Source organism: Nostoc sp. UIC 10890 (assembly GCF_054786515.1).
Window position 1 is genome coordinate 2390682 of record NZ_JBSGKF010000001.1, and the last position, 21008, is coordinate 2411689.

The window sequence follows — 21008 nt, forward strand, 5'->3', positions numbered from 1 at the left end:
AATTTGTTTTTTATGCTTCTTCAGTACTTGTTATGCAAATTAGCTTACCTTCATCATCATAGAAGTCCTCTTCATCGGCTATCTTCCCCTCCTCAGCCAAAAGTTCAGTAACTTTCTGGTAATCCTCCATAGCTCCTTGCCTATCTCCTAACAGAGAACGAGCATTCCCTCGATTATTGTAGATTTCAGCATCTCTAGGACTGATCTGCAAAGCTTGGTCAAAATCCGTAATCGCTCCCTCATAGTCTCCGAGTTCAGAACGAGCAAGTCCTCGCTTATTATAGGCAATCACAGACTGAGGATTGGAACAAATAGCATGGGTAAAGTCTTCAATTCCTCCCTGATAATTACCCAGCGCAATGTGTATATTGCCCCGCTCATAATAAATAGGCTTCGTGATTATTAGGGTCTAGTTGCAGAACTTGGTCAAAGTAGTGAATGGCTCCCGTATAGTCATGTCTATGAGCCTTTTTCAAACCCTGTCTATTCAGTGCTGTTGCCGTTTCTTCAACAAGTGAAAACGATGATGACGATTCTGTTTCAAACCAGTATTCTGGGTATTTCTTGTGTACAACTACTTGATCAAAGATTCTTACTAGCCACTCTGCAAAGGAAGAGGCAATCCGGGCTTGTCGCCAATCTGCTGGAGCAAGTTCGTGAAAACAATCCAGTACTCCATAGTCTGAGTTTATAGTTTGTTGTGGATCAAGTCCACAGAAATCACCAGTTCCAACTCTCCCTAAATCGCAAAAAGCAATCTGTGAAGTTGCACATATCTCGATCCCCCTAAATCCCCCTTAAAAAGGGGGACTTTGATAGATTTTTTTCCAGTTTCCCTCTTTTTAAGGGGGCTAGGGGGGATCTAATTCTATCCAGCTTCATACAAAATTGGTATAAGAGCATAATAGCGATTAAGATAGTTAGCGATCGCCACATAAAATCGGTGCGTTAGCCTACGGCGTAACACACCCTATTGGCGTAAAAAAATGTAGGTTGGGTGGAGGCTTTGCGTAACCCAACATCCTAATATGTGTTGGGTTGCGCTCCGCTCCACCCAACCTACGTCTAATCAACTATTTTAAGCTTGCCATGCCACTACAAAAACTCAGCACTACTTAGGCCATTACCATACCGCCATCGACATTAAAAACTTGTCCGGTGACGTAAGCGGCGGCAGGATCGGCAGCGAGGAAGCGCACCATGCCAGCTACTTCTTCGGGCTGACCGAAACGACCTAGTGGAATGTATTTCAGAATATCTTCGGGGTTGTTGAGATCGCTGGTCATGTCGGTGGTGATGAATCCAGGGGCAACGGCGTTAACGGTGATACCGCGTGTAGCTAGTTCTTTAGCAACGCTTTTGGTGAAACCAATTACACCTGCTTTGGCGGCGCTGTAGTTGGACTGACCTGGGTTGCCCATTTGCCCCGCAACGGAGGTAATGTTGATAATCCGCCCCGATCGCTGCTTCAGCATGATTTTACTTACGGCGCGTGTACATAAGAAAACACCAGTTAAATTCAGGTCTATCACAGCTTGCCAATCTTCTGGCTTCAAACGCAAAAGCAGTGTGTCGCGCGTAATACCTGCGTTATTGACCAAAATATCCACGCGGCTAAACTTTTCCATGACGGCGTTAACTAGTGCGTCTACTTGATCGCTTTTAGAAACGTCAGCCTGGATAGCGATCGCTTTCCCTCCCGCTTCTGTAATTTCTGTAACAACGGCCTCAGCCGCAGCGCTAGAACTGGCATAATTGACAACTGCGATCGCTCCTTGTGCAGCTAATTCAATTGCGATCGCTCGGCCAATTCCTCGTGATGCACCTGTGACAATTGCGACTTTATCTTGTAATAGTGTCATTTAATGTTCCTCAATCTTAGAAATACCGCGCTAATTATCTTATGGTGATTTCGGGAACATCTGAATATTGTCTGGATAAAATCTAACTCTTGCGGGATGACAATCTTGCTCGCATGATGCAAATTAGATATCTAAATAGATAAAGTTCTACGTCGTTTTTAGCTAGATATATATAACTTAATTTAGAGAAATTAACGTTTTACTATAATTAAATATCTATGAGTTATTTTTTGTTAATGGATGAATAACTTGAAGCAATATATTGTTGATTTATTTATAGCTGCGTCACCGAATAGCCCGTTGTAGACATCACTTAATTGGAATAGACTAGGAACTATATAGGACTCATATTTGATTTCTGAAAAAACTCAGTACAACTAAGAAGCCTTCTTGACTATTGCCTATTGCCTATTGCCTATTCCCTGCCTATCGCAAATCAGTTCAGAAATCAAAGCGGATTCCTATAGCAGCTAAACTGTTGTAGACATCACTCTCGTGAACGCCTCTATAATTATTTGGTTAGTCAGAATAGGTTTAAATACATATCTAATGGATATGCATAAAATAAAATAGTATACGTGTTTTATTATAATTATTTAAGGTTTTTGGCTGGCAAATCAGTCTATATTAACTAATCTAATCTTTTCCCAACAAAACCCATAATCCTATACCTATTTTATTTTCTAAGAATTACTATTGAAACAAACAATTGAAAATCGGCGTGTGTCACAATGGCAACTAAAAAAGAATTTAACAGTTTTGATGATATGCTGTCCGCTTCTGATGTGCCTGTATTAGTAGATTTTTACGCTGACTGGTGTGGTCCCTGTCAGATGATGGTGCCAATTTTAGAGCAAGTCAATGCCCAACTTAAAGATCGCTTGCGGATTGTCAAAATCGACACAGAAAAATACACAGACTTAGCTACTGAGTATAAAATTGCCTCTCTCCCAACTCTGGTACTGTTTAAACAAGGTAAGCCTGTGGATCGGATAGAGGGAGTGATGCAAGCGCCGCAGTTGGTGCAATATCTACAAACAAAGATTTAAGTTAATACTGACAATTTGGGTTTTGCTTCTTAGAGGCGCGATACTTCGCGTCTCTTTCAGTAGATGGCGAATAAAACCTTAAGTAAATATTAAGCATATTTACTTATACCTCTAGAGAAAGTAGTCTAGAAATTGAGATGGCTATATTGTATAGATATAATAAAATGTCTTGACAATAAAAGCAATGCATGGATAACAATCAAGAAAAATTTAACAAAGCCTATATTTGGGTAAATCTTGATTTTAATAAGGTTAAACACAGAATAAATGCAGTGACTTGCCAAATTGAGCAGGTTATACAAAAGCACCAACTTTCAAATCAAAGTAAAAACTCAGGTAAAAGAAACAATTAGGTTATGTTTGAGACTATATGTCTTATGGGCTACGCACTTTATTTTTAGAGTAGTGTAGGCGTTGCCCGAACTAAGCATCGCAACAGTTTTGATAACATATTTTGGGCAAAAAAATACTATTATTTGATAATCGTCCACCGACTTTCTACTTATTTATTTAGTGATTCTTTTATCCTCAACACTCCTTTTCAGGAGTGTTACTTTTAGGAGGATATTCGCTTGCTAGTTATGGTGTGGAAAATGATGGCATGGCTATTTGGAGGTCTTGTTAGAATGTAAAAGTAGTCCGAAGTACACCTACAGTCGTAGTCTCATTGTTGCTGTTACCTTCTGGGTTAAAGAGAACAAACGCACCAGGGGTAATGCTGATATTATCGCTAACTTGAAAGCGATAATAGCCTTCTAAATGGTAAGGAGTTGCCCGATTGTCGCCTGTGGGGGTAAGTTGAGCAGAACCACCAGTATCAGTACGGTAAAGCGGCTGACCAAAAATAATCCCGGCATTGTTCCCTGACTTGAATAAATCTCTGAAGTGAACTCCCACCATCCAACTTGTAAAGGTGGTGGAAGCATTCACGCTATTAGAAGAATCATCAATAAATAATGCTGCACCGTAGCCAGATAAGGCTATTTTGGGAGAAAATCGCCATGTTACTGTACCCCCAAAGGAGTTGAGTTTGACGGGTGTCCCAGCGTCAACACCAGCTAAAGCACCAACATCACCACTAATTAATCCAGTACCTAAAATATTGATTTCGTGATAACTATTGGCATAGTTTAAACCAATATCTAAGTCAGGACTAGGCTTGAAGGTTAACTGTGCAGCAACAACACTACTCCCACTAAATAAACCACCTCCCAAAGGTGTCGTAGAAACTCCTGGTAGTACCTCATCAGCAGATTTTTGGGGCAAATTGGCATTGACGCTACCGTATAAAGCTCGTAAATCCAAATTCGGGGAAATACTATAAATAAATCCCGCCGCCGATGCTAAACCAGTACCCGAAGTCCCACCAGAAATCCGTACCACAGGATTTAAGCCTGCAAAACGAGAAATTGACTCTTGTCCTTCGCCATAAAAAGGTGTAACTGCTGGGAAAGCATCTGATGTTTCTGCCGCAGTTCCAGCAAACAAGGTTAATTTATTCGCGACGGGAAAGATATACAGCAATTTGTAAAGCTGAACATCGTTCGCGCCAACACTCGACAAAGTATTGACATTTAACCCCGGAAATTGCGGCTCAAAACTGGTACGAGCGCTACTAGAACTTAAAAGGGGTGCAGCTAATCCTAAACTTTGTTGCAGGCTACCTTGTCCATCGACTCCACCCAAAAAGTTATAGGCTTGCAATCCAGTAATTAATAAATCTTTACCAGTAAAGCTAGTGGTGAGATTTAATCGCACTCTATTGACTAGGATGATGTTCGGGTCACTGTCATTAGGAGCGCCGCCGGTAGCACCAACACCAGCAATAATTACTTCTCCATTAAGTTTAGTAGTTGTAGAAAATTGATTTGCTTCTAGTTCTGCGGTGCGAGCTTCTACAGCATCTACTCGACCCCGCAATGTTGTCAATTCCGCCGTAAATTGTTCTTGTAGTTTCTGCAACGTGGCTAAATCTTCTTTATTAACCAAATCACCAGTTGCAGTGGCAATCAGTTCGTTGATTCGTTCTAAACAAGCATTTAAGCCAGCAGCAAATTCATAGCGAGTCATCGCCCGATTACCGCGATAGGTTTGATTGGGATAACCTGCAATGCAACCATAGCGCTCAACTAAAGATTGTAGTGCCTGAAAAGCCCAATCGGTCGGTTGTACATCAGATAATTGGGATACAGATGTTACTTGTGCAAGTTTATCTGAGGATGAAGATAAATTTATCGATTTTGGTGTGAGTGGCTGTTGAAACTTAACAGCAGAATCTACTCCTGAATCTTGATTTCTTTGATTCTCATTAGCTATCAGCAATTCACTGGAGATACTATTTGTCAAGTTGCTTTTATGAGAATCATTTTTTTGATAATTGCTATCATTTTGATTAATAGCTAAGTTTTTATCTGCAATTTCTAAATTAGGAAGGGCTTGCACAGGTGATAACCCGGCAATTAAGCATACAAATCCCATCCCACTAGCAGAAGCTAGTAGATATTTTGCCATGAAAACTCCTGACGCATATAATATGGTAAAAATTAATTGCGATTTTGAAATTGATTGATAAGTAAATTTAAAGTAGATTTAGCGAAAGAATCTTGCTAACTTTAAATTTTCGATATCAGGATTTTTTCTGAATTGACTTACCGCAAAATCAGCTTATATCGCAAGTATTAAATTATAGTAAATACTATTTTGAGAAAGAATTAACAAATAATCATATTGAGAGTTTTGATAATTACTATTGGCAAAATAATAATTACATCCGTCTGATTTTATGATAAAGAATTTAGGTATTTAGCCGAGATGAGAGGCTCAATACCTAGCAAAGAGTAATTTACCCAAAAAATTAATTTGAAGTGTAGGGAAGATCGGGAGGAAAAGGACGGAAATCATTTATCTTGGGATTGTTAATCAGTTTCATCCCAGAGAAGCTTTAGCGATCGCATAAAGAAAATTTTTAGAGGATGATACATACCACGCTTTAGGAAAAGAAGCAAGTCCTTACAGTAAGTAATATTTTTAACAAAACATTTGTAACTACCCTTGCAGTTTATTTACCCACCGCCTGCTATTCTTATAGTTACTTCGGTCTGTCATAGCAGATAGATTATCCTCAATAATGTTTAAATTTTTTAGCGCTCATATACCATCCTGGTAATGTGGGTGCTTTTACTTTATGCTTCATAGCAGCAAAAAACCTAACCCCTTTCCGCGTTGGGAAAGGGGGGAAATTCAAAGTCTCTCTCATTTCAGGAGAAAGGTTTTCCAGATAGCTTAAGCTGACAGTGAAGCTTTAACTTGACCAAAACGGCGATCGCGACTTTGATAGCTCAACAAAGCCTGATAAAATGCTTCTCTATTAAAATCTGGCCAAAAAATGTCCGTGAAATACATCTCTGTATACGCCATTTGCCATAAGAGAAAATTACTCAACCGCATCTCACCACTGGTACGAATCAGCAAATCGGGTTCTGGAGTATCTGCGGTGTAGAGATGTTGTTCTACAAGACTTTCATTCACTTCTTGGGCACTGAGTTCGCCCTGTTCCACGAGTTGAGCTACTTGACGACAAACTTTGGTAATTTCGTTGCGGCTACCGTAATTGACTGCAACAGTAAAATGGATTGCTTGATTGTTCAACGTCTCTGCCATTGAACGCTCCATTTCCGTCTGTAGAGACTTGGGTAAAGCTGATAAATCTCCAATAAATGAAATTCGCACTCCCTCCCGATGCATCTGAGCCAACTCGCGGCGTAGTAATCGCTCAAACAAATGCATCAGAAAATTCACTTCTTCAACGGGACGCTGCCAATTTTCTGTTGAGAAAGCATAAGCTGTCAACGCTTTAATTCCCCAATCCTTGCAACAACGCAATAGTTCTTTGAGTGTTTTTGCTCCTTGGCGATGTCCAGCGATGCGCGGTAATCCTCGACTAGTTGCCCATCGGCCGTTCCCATCCATGATCACGGCGATATGTTGGGGTATTTTTTGGGGGTTTAAATCGGTGGGTAATTTTGATTTGTCACTTGTCATTTGTCATTTGTCCTTTGTTTTGACTAATTAGTTTCAAATAAATCTTGTAAATACTCTGGTGTGAGGGTATTGTTCCAACTCCACAAGCGATGCATTGTGTAAGTGAAGGTGAAGAGGAGAGTTGTTTTGTTGGTTAATGACCAAGCATTCCAGTTGAGGGTAGCCATCATGCGGCGGAGGGTGCGTATTAGGTTGTTACGCTGATAGTTTGGCGATCGCGTTTTTATGAGTGTGCGGCCAATTCGCACCAACCCAGTATCAGGGAAAGTCCAGACTCCAAACCCCCAGAATTTGGTCATGTGGTTGATTTCATCCTGTGCTAGTTCCTCTAGAACATCCTGGAGTGCGCCAGTGGTGTGAGCCATCAACCAAATATAAAGACAGGTTGCACCGTATTCTGTGGCAATGCGGTGTAAACCGTGGCGATATAAGTCTTCCTTGGCGTCATCTGTGGGAAGATAGCTTCTAACAGTCCGAAATTTTGGGGTAATTTTCTCGCCTGTTAATTGGGTGTAGATTTTGATTAATGCTGGTGTGTGCTGACGTTCTTCTTTTTCCCACAAACCAAGTTCCAGCAATTCGCCATCTTTACCAACAGTTCCACCAACAAACCGAGCCATCTGAGGATGCAATTTTTCTAAATACTGCCGACTTGTTTGGGTATAGCCGCGAATGGGAGCTTCTGTGTCCATCGCACCTATCAAGATAGATAAAAATACCTCTGCGTCTAAACCGATAATTTGATTGCGGTTAATTGTTTGCCAATCAATGGGTTTCCAGGGACGCGGTTGGGGATTGGCAAACTGTATCAGTAAATCTTGCAGACGCTCATGTAGTTTTTCGACTGCAATATATCTGTCTATAAGGGAACGAATGCGGCGTTGTGTTTGCAAGTAATAAGGACTGTGATAGCTTTGACCTGCTAAGTCTTCTGTGATTGGGCTGAGGTTGTTAAGCATATTTTTATACTTAATTCTTATCTCTATGCCCAATAGCCTAAGCGATCGCACTTCCTTTTGTCAGTCGGTTGAAGTCGGCAGTTTTATGTGATGGGGTTGCAAAAGTCGGGGAAAAAGTCTTTAGTGTCGTTGTAATAAACTGCAATCAAGGTATTTTCAAACCACGATTAACTGACTCTTGAAACGGGTGGCTTATTTACGCCGTGGGGTACTAGTAGTCTGTCTCGTCAGTTATGAGTGGTTATAAAAGTTCGTAGTCAAGACTAAAGTCTTGACTACGAACTTAACTAATGCAGATATTTTAGGCGATCGCACGCATCGTATTAAGCCGCTTCCCGCAGTTGTGGTTGTGACGGCACACTCACCTCTGGAAATGAAAGCGAGAGTTGTTCGGCTTGAGGTACTGCGGCTTGCTGCAAAACTTGAACTTCGATATTCACGCTCACCAAATAACTACCTGTATCAGCACCAACTGCTTCGGCAATTAGTTTAGCAATGTCTGGGCGTTTGGCAGTCAGCGGGTCACGTAAGATACACCGATCCCATTCATGCTTGGCAGTCGGATTGAGGTTGAGAATATAATGCTTCATCATCGAACTAACCCTTGAATCCATCTTCCAGAAGGTTTTCACAGAGCCATTATGCATTTGGCTAGGCTTTGTGGACGCTCTCTTTATTATAGTATATTTGTACTAAAATAGGCGATATCTGAGTGAGAAAGTAGGGGATATAGACCAAAACACTTGTAGAGACGGCGATTTATCGCGTCTCGAAAACCCAAAATTTTTGCCAGTAGCCCTACACCGTATTGGGAATAGACCATTAGTAGTAGTACAGATGGGTGCATTAGCGATATTCCAGTGCTAGATCCCATTGTTTTGGAGGCTGTGTTTGAATCCAGAGGCGAATAATCAAAGTGCATCCTCTCCAAGTTGGTATCCAGTCCCCAATCCTTGAAAATCTGCCCATAGGTAATTCCTAATAATAAGCTATTGCAACTAAGCTTACAAAGCAACGCCTAATTTTTATATAAATCGCTATATGGTAGATATCTATATTATTGACCTATTTGTGATTGGTCTGCTTTTGTTGATAGTCACATTAGCGTCAGGTTTAATTGCTCGCTTACCTCTTTCTTTTGCGATTATCTACCTACTGGTTGGCATTTTTCTAGGCCCTTATAGTTTAGGTCTAATTCAATTACGTCAAGATGAAGCTTTCAACGCCGAATTACTAGAAAGAATAACAGAACTTGTAGTAATTATTTCTGTATTTAGCTGTGGCTTAAAAATTGTTCACCCATTACGGTTGAAGGTTTGGGATATTACGGTGCGATTGATTGTGTTCCTGATGCCAATTTCAATTTTTGCTTTGGCTGCTGTAGGTAAATTGTTTTTAGGAATGAATTGGGGAGAAGCAATTTTATTAGGGGCAATTCTCGCACCAACAGATCCAGTCTTAGCATCAGAAGTACAACTGACAAATACAAATGACCAAGATGAGTTGAGATTTGGTTTAACCTCTGAAGGTGGGTTAAATGATGCTTTAGCTTTTCCCTTCGTTTATTTTGGCATTCATGCGTTAGAAGATGATAACTGGAGTAACTGGTTTCAACAGTGGATTACGGTTGATTTAATTTGGGCGATCGCAGTTGGTATTATTATGGGAATTGCTGTTGCTAAATCAATAGTTTGGATTGATAAAAAAATTCAAAAGCGCCTCCCTTCCGATAAAATAATGGAAGATTTTATTGCCATCAGTATAATTTTGCTAACTTATTCATTAACAGAAGTAGTTAATGGCTATGGATTTCTGGCGGTATTTGTAGCTGGGTTAGTCGTTCAACGCAGTTACAAAAATCCTGAAAAACCGCTAGCACAATTAGAATTTATAGAACGACTTGAAAAGTTGCTAGAAGTTGGAACAATTTTACTATTGGGTTCAATATTATTATTGCAACCAATGCTCAATTATGCTGTGCAATCTTTGATAGTGATAATTTCATTATTTTTGATCATCAGACCTTTAGGAGTTTGGATTAGCACAATAGGTAAAAGCTCTCTAGAATCACGCCGTAAAAATATGCATCCAGGAACTCGTTTGTTATTTGGATGGTTTGGTATTCGCGGTGTTGGCTCTTTATATTATCTCGCCTATGCCTTTGGTCATGGCTTAAAAGGTGAAGCTGCCGAACAAATTGCCTGGATAACTTATACTACGATTGTAGTCTCTGTGATTTTGCATGGAATTAGTGCAACTCCATTAATGAAGTGGTATGAGCACAATCTTACTAATCAAAGAAAAACTACTTCACAAACGTAGGGTCAATATGGTTCGGTTAAGGAAAGAGACGGCGATTTATCGCGTCTTTACGATCTAGGGCGTGTCATCAAAAAACCTTATCCGAACCGTATTCAATGTAGGGTGTGTTATGCCAAAAGCTAACGCACCTTAAACTTTTGTGGCTTATTATCGGCGATTACACAACCTACAATTAAATTCTATTAACTATTTACCTGTCACTTTGTCAATCACTTCTTTCGCTTTTTCACCAAAACTTTCTGGAGGATTTTGTTCTTTCTCAGCCTTCAAATTCCTTTCGTAAGCCTTCTCAATAGTATTAAGATTGGCAGAATCTTTTTTTGCTTGCTCATAAGCTTCTTGTCGTTCTTCTTCTCGAACGCCAACACCTGGGTCATATTCGTAAGCACGATTAACTTTTTCTTCAGAATTTGGTTTATATTCTGGAGGTATTAGCTTTAATTCTTCAAGAGTAGTTGCATAACTAGCTTGTTGACCGACAATAAATGAACCTGACAAGCTGATGAAAATCATCAAGGTAACAACCAAAATACTAGAAAATGCTTGTTTGAAAGTTAATACAATTTTTTGCATTGAGAAATCCTCCCATTTTATTTATGAGTCTTTTGCATGTATAAATAGATTCGATACTCAAGACTCACAGGCATACTAAATGTTTAAGTACAGTTATTACTTCTACCTCAGGATATATTAATTTTTAGTTATAGTTCCTTTTTTTAGCTTAGTGGGATTTTACCCTAAATAGCTCTCCCCAACCCCAATACGGTTCAGTTAGGCACGAAAAAACTTGTAGAGACGGCGATTTATCGCGTCTCGAAAAACCAAAATTTTTGCCAGTAGCCCTTAGAGGTCGTTTGAAAAGTCTTTGGCTATGATTTTAAGCACTTGTTAATCCCCCCTAACTCCCCTTAAAAAGGGGGGAACCGGAATCAAAGTCCCCCAATTTATCGGGGGATTTAGAGGGATCTAAAACTTTTGATACCGATAAGAGGACTTTTAAAACATCCTCTTAATCTGAGCGTATTAAGCTATAACCAACTGTAATTAATTTTAATTCCTCGGCTTTGCATTGCCTCTTCAAATAAATTTGTTGGTAGTGCTTCTTCCACAGCAAAAACACCTGGTTTATTGAGTTTGCCTTCTAGCAATAATTGGGCAATACTACCTGTACCGCAACCAGAAGCCATAGCTGTATTTTCATGTACTATAGTTGAACAATAAACAGCAGTTTTACCATTTTTTTGCCCTGTAACTTCTGAACGAACTGCTACACCAATTCCACTAAAATTATTAGTGACATCTGTCATTGAATGGCTGACATGAGACAGAAATTCAATCATGTAACGTCGCTGCATTAACCACTTGGGAAAAACGTGTGCCGCAATCCAAGTTAGGTGATTGTAAAAATCGGGAACAGAGCCGAACTTAGTAATTACAGTTTTTACTGATGGGAATGCATGGGGTAGTGTAAAGGTTTCTGGCATATCAAACCAGTAAACGCCGCTGCGTCTATATGGGGATGGAAACTCAACGACTTCCCTTTCACTGTAAGGCTTGACTATTTCCCATTTTCCATTTATCCAAGCCTCAAAAGGATACTGCAACCCTAGAAAAGTTGTCCGCATCACTGTAATGCCAGCACCACCAGAACCAGAAACTAAATAACTTAAATGGATCTTTTCTGGTTGATCAAATTGTTCAACTCCCTGACGTACCATACTATTAGAAATACCAGGGAAAATACCAGTATTAATAATTGCTGTCACACCAGCCGCAGCAGCTTGTTCATGATAACTGAGAGCCTTGCTGGTATAGGAGCGATGATCGCTGACATCTAGATAATTAACGCCTTGAGCAATACAGGTTTGGAGAACATTAGTATCTCGATAGTGAAATGGGCCAGCACAATGGATGACTAAGTTAGAGTTTGCGATCGCATCTCGCAGCTTGTCAACTTCTACTAAGTCCAATATCAAAAACTGTACTTGTCCTCCCGAAGACAAGCTAACAGCCCTTCCAAACTCCGCAGAACGTCCAGTAATTGTAATTTTTGCCTGCGTATGGGTAGCTAGATCCTGAGCAACACTGCTACCAATCCGCCCTCGTCCACCAAGAATTAAAACGCTGTCTGTCATTACTCCAAATTCGCAACACTAACCTTATTTCATCAGTTTTGTGTCCTGTTTGCCATCGGTTATAAGTATGATTTATACAAGTTCACGAAATTTCTGCTACAAAGATGTTACCAGAGACGTACATTCAGTAAATTGCAAAGTTTTCTTCAAGAGCGATACTTGGAAAATGTTGTTTTTTAACTCTTAACTTTTTTGATAGCGCATTCCTGGTAGTTGCGAAACAAAACCCATAAGTTCCAGCTGTAACAAAGCACTGGAAACTGAGCCAGCAGCCATACTGGTTTGTTGGACAATAAAATCGAAGGGTAAAGCTTCACTTGCAAACGCATCCATTACCCTTTGTAGTTCTGGTGATAAACTTGGCAAACTTAACTGTTCTGGTGCTATAGAAGCCTCGACTCCATCAAGTTGTGGTATTGCTCCTAGCATTTTTAACAGTTCATCTAGTTCCTTAAGAATGAAAGAAGCTCCCTGACTCAGTAACTTTAAGCACCCTTGTGAGGGGTAATCATCAAGTCTTCCAGGTAAGGCATAGACATCTCTACCAAATTCATTTGCGTATGTGGCTGTTATTAATGCACCAGATTTTAACGGTGCTTCTATTACCAAGATGGCGCGGCTTAAACCTGCAATAATTCGGTTACGACGGGGAAAGTGCGTGCGATCGGGTGGGGTTTTTGTCGGGTACTCACTCACAACTAACCCAGCTGTCAAAATTTGCTGGTACAAATCCCGATTTTTATGTGGATAGATGACATCTACACCAGTACCCAAAACTGCGATCGTGCGTCCACCTGCTTTCATGGCGGCGCTGTGGCTTTCTGTGTCAATTCCTTCTGCCATTCCAGAAACGACTGTAAAGCCATTTTTAGCCAAAGCTGTGCTAATTTGGCGAGTCCAACGGATACCGTATTCTGAGGGTTGGCGTGTTCCAACAATTCCAACCAGCGGTTTTTGTCCGAGATTTTCTTGGAGTTCGACTTCACCGCGATAGTACAAAATCGGCGGCGGACTTGGAGTTTCCAGCAGTAAGCGGGGATAATTTGCATCTGCTGGTGTCCAGAAATGAGAGTTTTCCTGCTGGTGCTTGGTGAATAGTTGCTCTGGTTGCAAACGCGATCGCTGTTGTACTACTTTTTCTAATGTTTGCAAACCAAAACCTTCCACTTCTCCCAATTGTGCCTTGGTAGCGTTCCAAGCTGTTGCCAGCGTACCAAAATGCTGTTGCAGCCGTCGCAATAATACCGGGCCAATTCCAGAAATTTGTGCCCAAGCTAGCCAATATGCACCTTCTTCTACCACCGTTCCATCCTCACGCCTACTGGATTGAGTATTCCCAAATTTGACCTCATACCAATTCAATTAATAATTGCAACACATCCTTGGGTGAAGACGCGATGAATCGCGTCTCTACAAGATGGTTTATTTGTCGCATTCTATTTGCATACCTGCACCTCACCGGATTGAAAATGGCTATACCCTTGACCTTTTTTTAATTAATTTGGGGTACAAGCCCCCACTGATAGCGCAGCGTTAGCGACGTAGGAGCGTTTTGCAATTTTTAATTAATAATTTTTAATTTTTAACTGGAGCAAAGCGACTTGACTTTTGACCCTTGACTCTTGACTATTAACTATTGACTATCTATTTTTATATTTTGTGATGAAATATTTCTATCGTCTTCTAATAAGCTTATGTGGATGTCTAATATTTTTACTGCTGCATAGCGGACTTGGTTTGTTGCCTAGTTTGGCAGCCGAAAAAGTTACTGTCAGGTACGGATTGTTTGAGCAATCGATCCCGGTGGCAGATATACGCAACTATGACAAGACACAAAAGGCTTCTAGTGATTTGCAATCTTTCCTAGATTACCTGAGCGCTAAGGAGAAACAGAAGTTTCAAGATGCCCTTCAAGTAAAAATGTCTCTTGATATTGTGGCTTTAGATAAGCTGCTCAACACAGGAATGGGCAAGCAAATTTTATCTTTTGCTTCTAGTGCGATCGCTCGTCGCGATCAAGCCAGTACACAAGCACTACGATCTGCCCTGATTTTAGGATCAAAATCACCAGAAGGTCTAGGCATAACCAGCTTTCTAGAAGCTTATCCTAGTAATCAACTAGTTGTTGACGTGTCAAAAATTTCTCGGTTAGTTGGCATGGCAAATTCTTCTAGTTCTGCTGATGCACCACCAAAGGACAATGTAAGTACTTCACCTTTAGGAAAAATCGCACTGCAATATCAGACACTTGCAGCCCAAGATAAACAATTCTCCGGTTGCTTATTTGGCGATTCTATTTCGGCTGGACTTGGTAATACCCTTGGGAGCGGTACTTTTAATTTTGGGTTAAATGGTCTGAGTACAATCTCATTATTGGAACAACTGAAAAGTTTAATTCCTACTAAGGTGAAATGCGAAAAAGCTATTATTGCCATAGGTGGAAATGATGCTTGGTATGGAATTAGTGATGAGTTGTTTAGCAAAAATCTCCAAGAGGCGATCGCACTTGTCCGAACAATGGGAAATAAAGAGATTTTTCTCATTCCGGCTTTTTATTCAACAGTTGCAGCAAGCTCAGATCCAACTGTAGCAGCCCCACTTTCTAGAGTTGAACAAATTAATGTTCTGATTAATCAAGTTGCTGAAACAGAAAAAGTGCCAGTTGCAGCAGCAGGAATAGCACCCTTGTATGAAAATAATGTTCTTAAAGAAAATTTGACCAGTGATGGTGTCGATCTGAATGCAGAGGGTCTAAAAATTTATCGTCAAGCATTATTAGAAATACTAGGTAAGTAATACCAATTTGAAAAAAGAATGCGACAAATAGACCATTTGTAGAGACGCGATTCATCGCGTCTTTACCCAAGGATGTGTTGCAATCATTAATTTAATTGGTATAAGTATGCCAACCTAATTAAATATAAAACGCTCAGTAGATAGACCCCCGACTTATTTGAGAAGTCGGGGAATTACAAATTACGTAGCTTGCTTCTCGTCCTTGGCGAGTATTACGAATTACGAATTACGAATTACGAATTACGAATTATCACTATTAGGCTTTCCAGTCCAAAAAGCGTGCATAAACATAAGCGATCGCTTCATCAATAATTGTCCGCACACCTGCGCTAGAAGCCCACCATTTTTCTGGATCGTAATCTTGCGTTTTGGCAGCAATCACACCAACTTTGATATTAGGATTCAGTAATTTTTTGAAAATTAGCCAGCTTCTACGGGTATGAACATCCAAAGAAAAAAGATTAATTGATTCTATCTGTAAATTTGAATTGGATAGCCAGCGATAAAATTCAGCAGCAGATGCATAACTACGATCTTTAACCACGAAAGGTGTCGGAACAGCTACCACTTTTTCTGTTTCTAAACCAAGTTTTATGAAGGTGGCGGCTGTCACCTCTGCAAAGTTCTTGTATCCGGTAAGATAACTTCCTTTTCCTAATGTGCCTCCGGTGGTAATTATTTGACTATAAGAACCATTTTGAAATTCAGCCAAAGCTTCTTCTATAGCATAATCTGGTAGCCATCCTTCAACAATTAATGCTTGTGCTGATTTGATTGGGGAAGTTACGGCGAGAAATGAGTGTACATGAGTAATAGTGAAAAATATTAAATAAGCAATCAAAGCGATCGCAATCGCCCACCCTTGAGCCGTAAGTGTCCACATTTCTTGGCGTTTGATTAGTTTGACTTTTGGAAATTTTTGACACCGACGATTTTTTGCCTGCATTAAACTTTCGCTAAACGTTGTTCTTTCAAGTAGGTAAATACAGACTTATCTCCAATATCCGCAGGAATTTCTTGCACTGTCTTCCGTAGGGCAAACACTAAAAATAATGTCGCCCAAATTCCTAATAAAATACTTTCTCCCTGAGTTGGTAAAATTCCCACTAAATGTCCTAATAATAGTAGCGGTACTATCGGGGTTAATATTTTGGTTTCCAGGCGATTAAAGCAAAAAGCCTCTTTAAAATAAATACCTGTCAAAGCAACGAAGATAAAACCAACTCCGAATAAGGTAATCGGTTGATTGTAAACAGTAAGAGCCAAAGGTTCACTACTAGAGATTGCCAATATCACTGATGCGATAGTACCAATAGCCCAGAAAACTTGCAATGTTCGGTGCAGTGACGCCATATAGATATGAATGGTAAATAAACTTACACCAAGGGCGAGACTAAAACAAGCATATAGAGGTGTCAGTATGGTGAAAACGGTCGGGTTATTGTTGAATAAAACCAAAGCGCTGCCTATGGCAAAGCTCAGTGCTGCTACCATTAACCCAGCGCGGTAGATAATTACGCCAGTGCGATCGCTCTGAGTAATTGTAAATTCCCCAAACTGGCCTTGATAAACTTCTGGTGCTGAGAGTGTTTGTGTAGTCATAGTTAAGAATATAATTATGATTCTCTAGTAGAGTACAACAAGAAATTGCTCAAGGGTTACTTTTATTATTATGGGCAATGAAACGAACTTAATGTCACCATTTTTAAACTTATGTCTTTCAGTAGTTGCTTTATTGCAATTCAAGTCTTACAAAAACAAGACTTGTAGTGCATCTTGTAAATTAATCTGTAATTGTGAGTGAGCATTGCCGCGATTAATGGCAATTTCTACCCAGCCGTGACTGCCAACTAAAGCTATTATCTCTCCCACTTTGATATCACTGTAAGTTTCACAGCCTGGTATATTCAACCCGGCGGCTTGCACACACCAAGTTTTGCCTTGGACGTAACTCTCTGGAATGTTGCTGACTAGGTTGCCAAAGTGGTCAATATATTGAATGCAACCCGCTACACCATTGGTTGTCTGCTTGCACTTATCTATATCTAGTTTGACCAAACTTGCTGGATCAATTTCTTTTCCTAGCTGTTTGAGGGACACACCACTAGCAAGATTAGCTCCCACTGGCGCAAAGATATCCCTACCGTGAAAAGTCTTGCTTGGTTGAGGAGTTCGCCAATAGTTAAGATTTGTAAGTTCGACGGCTGCAATCGCTGGACTTTGACTGAGTATGCCGCTGAATATACCATTATCTGGGCCTACGAGGAACCCTTGAGCAAATTCTACTGCGATCGCTCGTCGCTTACTTCCCACACCCGGATCTACCACTGCTACATGCACTGTCCCCACTGGGAAATAGGGATAAGCATTCATCAGGCTAAACCTGGCTGCGGCGATGTCTTGCGGCGGAATTTGGTGCGTTAAGTCTACTATCGTCAGTCTGGGGTTGATTTGGGTTATGACTCCCTTCATTATGCCTACATAAACATCGCGATCGCCGAAATCGCTTAGTAAAGTCACGAGTGGTTGTTGATCTATCTGTTTATTAGACATATTTTGGTAAAATTATATAAAAAATATATTTTTCTGTAGCAACAGCTACAAAATATGTGTTATGTTAAGAAGACAAGACAATAAAGTGAAAAATTAAACCAGGTAATCACTATGAATCAAAATAGACTACAAAGTGTGAGCAAAGCACGAGAAACTCACAGAGCGAATATTCAAAAAAGCCTAGAGCATCGCTTGGAAATAGCCAGAGCAAAAGGCGACGAACAGCTGATTCGTCAACTGGAAGCTGAGATGAGATATTCCAGTTAAATCAGGTTTTCATTGTTCATAGTTTTGTTGTTTAACCCGCTACGGCGGGTTTTTTGTTTTCGTATCATGCCACTACTGCAATGGTAAAGCGTAATGGTAAAACTCTTCATTCTTAATGTAATCTCGCGCTTCATAGAGTTTTTGCGCGGTTATGTTAGAAATTTGAGTTGCTAAAATTACTCGAATGGCTCCACTTTCTTTTGCATATTTTTCCGCAACACTCATCAATAACTTTGCAATTCCCTTGCGGCGATACGACTCTTCCACATACAAATCGTTCAATATCCATACTCGTTTCATCGACACTGAAGAAAAGCTGGGATAAAGCTGAGTAAATCCAACTAATTCCCCATTGTCATTAGCTGCAAATATTACCGAGTCATTATTCTGGAAACGTTCTTTGAGAAACTCTTTAGCAGCTTCAAGGTTTGATGGCTGATTGTAAAAAATACGATACCGATCAAATAGTACTGAAACACTTTCAATATGATTAATATTAGCTAAGAAAACTTCCATTGAGTGTCCTCATCACTTCAATGCAGTTTATACCACAATCCGGTTTAGTTAAGGGTTACTGGCAAAAATTTGGGGTTTTTGAGACGCGATAAATCGCCGTCTCTACAAGTGTTTGCGTCTGATCTGAACTGTATTGGGTTATAGCCAACACTGCTTGGTTAAAGTAAATGGCAGGTGAAATCAATAAAAATATATTCGCGTTTTTTTACGATAACAGTAAGCTTTTATTCATTATCTTTGCTTTCTCAATTCAAGTAATTGGTGGGCATTGCCCACCCTACTTAGACAATTCCCTAGTTCACTAAGACTTTGGTTTATAAGTTGAAGCAACGTGCAATTCTTTCAACTGTTTAGCATCTACACTCGAAGGTGCATCTGTTAACAAACAACGCGCTTGTTGTGTCTTCGGAAAAGCAATGACATCTCGAATTGATTCTTCGCCAGCTAGCAACATTACCAAACGATCTAAACCGTAGGCGATGCCACCATGTGGCGGTGTACCATATTCAAATGCTTCTAAGAGAAAGCCAAATTTACTTTGTGCTTCTTCAGGAGATAATCCAATTGCTTCAAATACTTGCTGTTGAATTTCTCGCTGATAAATCCGCAGACTTCCGCCGCCAACTTCCACACCATTGAGTATCAAGTCGTAAGCTTGGGCGCGTGCAGTCTTTAAGTCGCTCAAATCATCAGGATGAGGTGCTGTAAATGGGTGGTGCAATGCTTCTAGACGCTTTTCGTCAGCATTCCACTCGAACATTGGGAAATCTGTAATCCAGAGTAAGTTGATTTTTTCTGGATCAATTAAACCAAATTCTTTAGCGATCGCTTGCCGTAATCTATCTAAAGTTTTATTAACTGTAGCAGCTTCCCCTGCCCCAAACAACAGCAAATGTCCAGCTTTTGCACCTGTACGGCGCAAAATTTCTTGTTTTTGTTCTTCGCTGAGGTTGTCTTTAATAGCGCCAATGGTGTCAATTTCGCCATCGTCCCTAACACGGATATAAGCTAAACCTCTAGCACCGGCTTCACTAGCTTCTTTGAATAAATCGCCGCCTGGTTTAATTCGGACATTAGAAATTACATCGTTACCGTTAGGAATGGGTAAGATTTTGACGATACCACCATTAGTCACAGTGTCTCGAAAGACTTTGAAACCTGACTCTTTCACAATATCTGAGACATCAGCTAATTCCAAACCATAGCGGGTATCTGGTTTATCACTCCCGTAGCGTTCCATTCCCTCAGCGTAAGTTAGGCGGGGGAAAGGACGCTGTAACTCAATGCCTTTAACTGTTTTGAAGATATGGCAAACTAAGTTTTCATTTAGTTCGATAATTTCTTCTTGGGACATGAAGCTCATTTCCATGTCCAACTGGGTGAATTCTGGTTGTCTGTCAGCGCGTAAATCTTCGTCACGAAAACAACGGGCAATTTGATAATATCTGTCTAAACCGGATACCATCAGCAATTGTTTAAATAGCTGGGGTGATTGCGGTAAGGCATACCACTCACCAGGATTGACGCGACTGGGTAGAACGTAATCCCGCGCTCCTTCTGGGGTAGAACGGGTAAGTATTGGGGTTTCGACTTCAATAAAACCTTCTAAATCTTCTAGATAACGACGCATGGCTTTGACTATTTGATGACGCAGTTGCAAATTTTGCGCCATGCGTTCGCGTCGCAAATCTAAATAACGATATTTCAGTCGCAAGTCTTCGCGCACTGTCTCGGTGTCAGCTACAGAAACTTGGAAAGGTAACTGTTTGCGAACAGCATTGAGAAGTTTAATTTTATCGGCGTAGATTTCCACCTCGCCTGTTGGGATGCGGGTATTCAGCGATTCTTCAGGACGTTGTGTTACCCTACCAGTGATTTCAACAACATATTCATTTCGCAGAGCATTCGCATGTTCGTAAGAATCTGGGGTGCGTTGCGGATCACTGACGATTTGGACGATTCCAGAGCGATCGCGTAAATCTAAAAATATCACACCACCGTGATCGCGGCGACGGTCTACCCATCCGTAAAAGGTAACTGTTTCTCCAATATGTTCTTTTCGGAGTTCGCCGCAATAATGAGTTCGCATAAGTGTTAATTATTGTTTCCTGGGCTAGATTGAGAAGAAAATGTCAAAGCCTTCCCATTATCTAGCATCAATAGTAATTGTAGTAGTTCTGGTGAAATAAAAAATCAAATAATTTCACACTATATATATAAAGGAAGCCATAACACCGGAAAGCTGGGTTTTGCATACACAGGGAGGTGAAAAACTATCACACAGATAGCAGCAATTACCAGCTTAATGAATGTCCATACTCGATTTGGTTTAGTCCGAATTGAAAAAGAGCAGTTTTTCCCAGAGTGGTGTGAGGGATTGCCTAAAATTATTGAAGCTGAAAAAAACCTCTCTGGATGTATTACGGCGCAGATATCTATATCATCGCAGCGGAGGTGATTTGTTAGAGGGGACAGTGATGTTGTTGGTGGTGTCTCTTTAAAATTGCC

General features: G+C 40.4%; 19 protein-coding genes. 5 read left to right on the forward strand and 14 right to left on the reverse strand.

From position 1 onward, the window contains the following. Nucleotides 1-10 precede the first annotated feature (10 nt). Together ACWATR_RS09355 and fabG are read right to left on the reverse strand one after the other, a co-directional pair. The gene (locus ACWATR_RS09355; RefSeq protein ID WP_460340311.1) at nt 11-403 is read right to left on the reverse strand and encodes a tetratricopeptide repeat protein; all 393 of its coding nucleotides are present in this window, start codon (nt 401-403) and stop codon (nt 11-13) included. 712 nt (nt 404-1115) lie between these two features. Continuing rightward, complete coding sequence (gene fabG, locus ACWATR_RS09360; RefSeq protein ID WP_460331662.1) at nt 1116-1862, reverse strand: 3-oxoacyl-[acyl-carrier-protein] reductase; 747 nt, start codon at nt 1860-1862, stop codon at nt 1116-1118. A gap of 731 nt (nt 1863-2593) precedes the next feature. Between fabG and trxA the strand changes: the two genes are divergently transcribed. Together trxA and ACWATR_RS09370 are read left to right on the forward strand one after the other, a co-directional pair. After that, entirely contained in the window at nt 2594-2911 is a 318-nt protein-coding gene (gene trxA, locus ACWATR_RS09365) for a thioredoxin (RefSeq protein WP_181931637.1), read from the forward strand. 188 nt (nt 2912-3099) lie between these two features. Beyond that, nucleotides 3100-3264, forward strand: a complete 165-nt coding sequence (locus ACWATR_RS09370; protein WP_460331665.1) for a hypothetical protein — start codon at nt 3100-3102, stop codon at nt 3262-3264. Between the two features lie 268 nt (nt 3265-3532). On the opposite strand, the gene ACWATR_RS09375 is transcribed toward ACWATR_RS09370, so the two are convergent. The 4 genes from ACWATR_RS09375 to ACWATR_RS09390 all read right to left on the reverse strand — a co-directional run bounded on the left by ACWATR_RS09375 (nt 3533) and on the right by ACWATR_RS09390 (nt 8504). Next, on the reverse strand, nt 3533-5422 hold the full coding sequence (locus ACWATR_RS09375; protein ID WP_460331667.1) for an iron uptake porin: 1890 nt from the start codon (nt 5420-5422) through the stop codon (nt 3533-3535). 771 nt (nt 5423-6193) lie between these two features. Beyond that, the gene (locus tag ACWATR_RS09380) at nt 6194-6952 is read right to left on the reverse strand and encodes an isoprenyl transferase (protein WP_460331669.1); all 759 of its coding nucleotides are present in this window, start codon (nt 6950-6952) and stop codon (nt 6194-6196) included. 23 nt (nt 6953-6975) lie between these two features. Continuing rightward, complete coding sequence (locus ACWATR_RS09385; RefSeq protein WP_460331671.1) at nt 6976-7911, reverse strand: ferritin-like domain-containing protein; 936 nt, start codon at nt 7909-7911, stop codon at nt 6976-6978. 323 nt (nt 7912-8234) lie between these two features. Then, entirely contained in the window at nt 8235-8504 is a 270-nt protein-coding gene (locus ACWATR_RS09390; RefSeq protein WP_069069307.1) for a hypothetical protein, read from the reverse strand. Between the two features lie 448 nt (nt 8505-8952). On the opposite strand from ACWATR_RS09390, the gene ACWATR_RS09395 reads away from it, so the two are divergent. Continuing rightward, nucleotides 8953-10233: a cation:proton antiporter gene (locus tag ACWATR_RS09395; RefSeq protein WP_460331673.1), complete on the forward strand. Its 1281-nt coding sequence runs from the start codon at nt 8953-8955 to the stop codon at nt 10231-10233. Nucleotides 10234-10419: 186 nt separating this feature from the next. Here ACWATR_RS09395 and ACWATR_RS09400 read toward each other — a convergent pair whose 3' ends face one another. From ACWATR_RS09400 to dprA, 3 genes are all read right to left on the reverse strand, one after another. Continuing rightward, on the reverse strand, nt 10420-10806 hold the full coding sequence (locus ACWATR_RS09400) for a hypothetical protein (RefSeq protein WP_460331675.1): 387 nt from the start codon (nt 10804-10806) through the stop codon (nt 10420-10422). Nucleotides 10807-11261: 455 nt separating this feature from the next. Next, on the reverse strand, nt 11262-12368 hold the full coding sequence (locus ACWATR_RS09405) for a saccharopine dehydrogenase family protein (protein WP_460331676.1): 1107 nt from the start codon (nt 12366-12368) through the stop codon (nt 11262-11264). Between the two features lie 183 nt (nt 12369-12551). Beyond that, nucleotides 12552-13670 (reverse strand): DNA-processing protein DprA, encoded by a 1119-nt coding sequence (dprA, locus tag ACWATR_RS09410; protein WP_460331678.1) that lies wholly within the window; start codon nt 13668-13670, stop codon nt 12552-12554. Between the two features lie 360 nt (nt 13671-14030). Between dprA and ACWATR_RS09415 the strand changes: the two genes are divergently transcribed. Next, nucleotides 14031-15164 carry an alpha/beta hydrolase gene (locus tag ACWATR_RS09415; RefSeq protein ID WP_460331680.1) on the forward strand — a complete coding sequence of 378 codons (1134 nt, stop codon included), beginning with the start codon at nt 14031-14033 and terminating at the stop codon, nt 15162-15164. 256 nt (nt 15165-15420) lie between these two features. Here the strand turns inward: ACWATR_RS09415 and ACWATR_RS09420 are convergent, their stop codons facing one another. The 3 genes from ACWATR_RS09420 to ACWATR_RS09430 form a co-directional block, all read right to left on the reverse strand. Continuing rightward, a complete protein-coding gene (locus ACWATR_RS09420) occupies nt 15421-16110 on the reverse strand; it encodes a YdcF family protein (RefSeq protein WP_460331682.1) in 690 nt (229 codons plus the stop codon). Then, nucleotides 16110-16766: a DUF2301 domain-containing membrane protein gene (locus tag ACWATR_RS09425; RefSeq protein ID WP_460331684.1), complete on the reverse strand. Its 657-nt coding sequence runs from the start codon at nt 16764-16766 to the stop codon at nt 16110-16112. The genes ACWATR_RS09420 and ACWATR_RS09425 overlap by 1 nt, the downstream gene beginning before the upstream one ends. 147 nt (nt 16767-16913) lie before the next feature. Next, complete coding sequence (locus ACWATR_RS09430; protein ID WP_460331686.1) at nt 16914-17717, reverse strand: SAM hydrolase/SAM-dependent halogenase family protein; 804 nt, start codon at nt 17715-17717, stop codon at nt 16914-16916. Between the two features lie 111 nt (nt 17718-17828). Here ACWATR_RS09430 and pirA point away from each other — a divergent pair, with 111 nt between their 5' ends. Then, nucleotides 17829-17984, forward strand: coding sequence for an arginine synthesis PII-interacting regulator PirA (pirA, locus tag ACWATR_RS09435; protein WP_176727237.1), 156 nt, complete (start codon nt 17829-17831; stop codon nt 17982-17984). A gap of 72 nt (nt 17985-18056) precedes the next feature. On the opposite strand, the gene ACWATR_RS09440 is transcribed toward pirA, so the two are convergent. After that, entirely contained in the window at nt 18057-18500 is a 444-nt protein-coding gene (locus tag ACWATR_RS09440; protein ID WP_460331688.1) for a GNAT family N-acetyltransferase, read from the reverse strand. A gap of 301 nt (nt 18501-18801) precedes the next feature. Then, entirely contained in the window at nt 18802-20589 is a 1788-nt protein-coding gene (aspS, locus tag ACWATR_RS09445) for an aspartate--tRNA ligase (RefSeq protein WP_460331690.1), read from the reverse strand. Between the last annotated feature and the right edge of the window lie 419 nt (nt 20590-21008).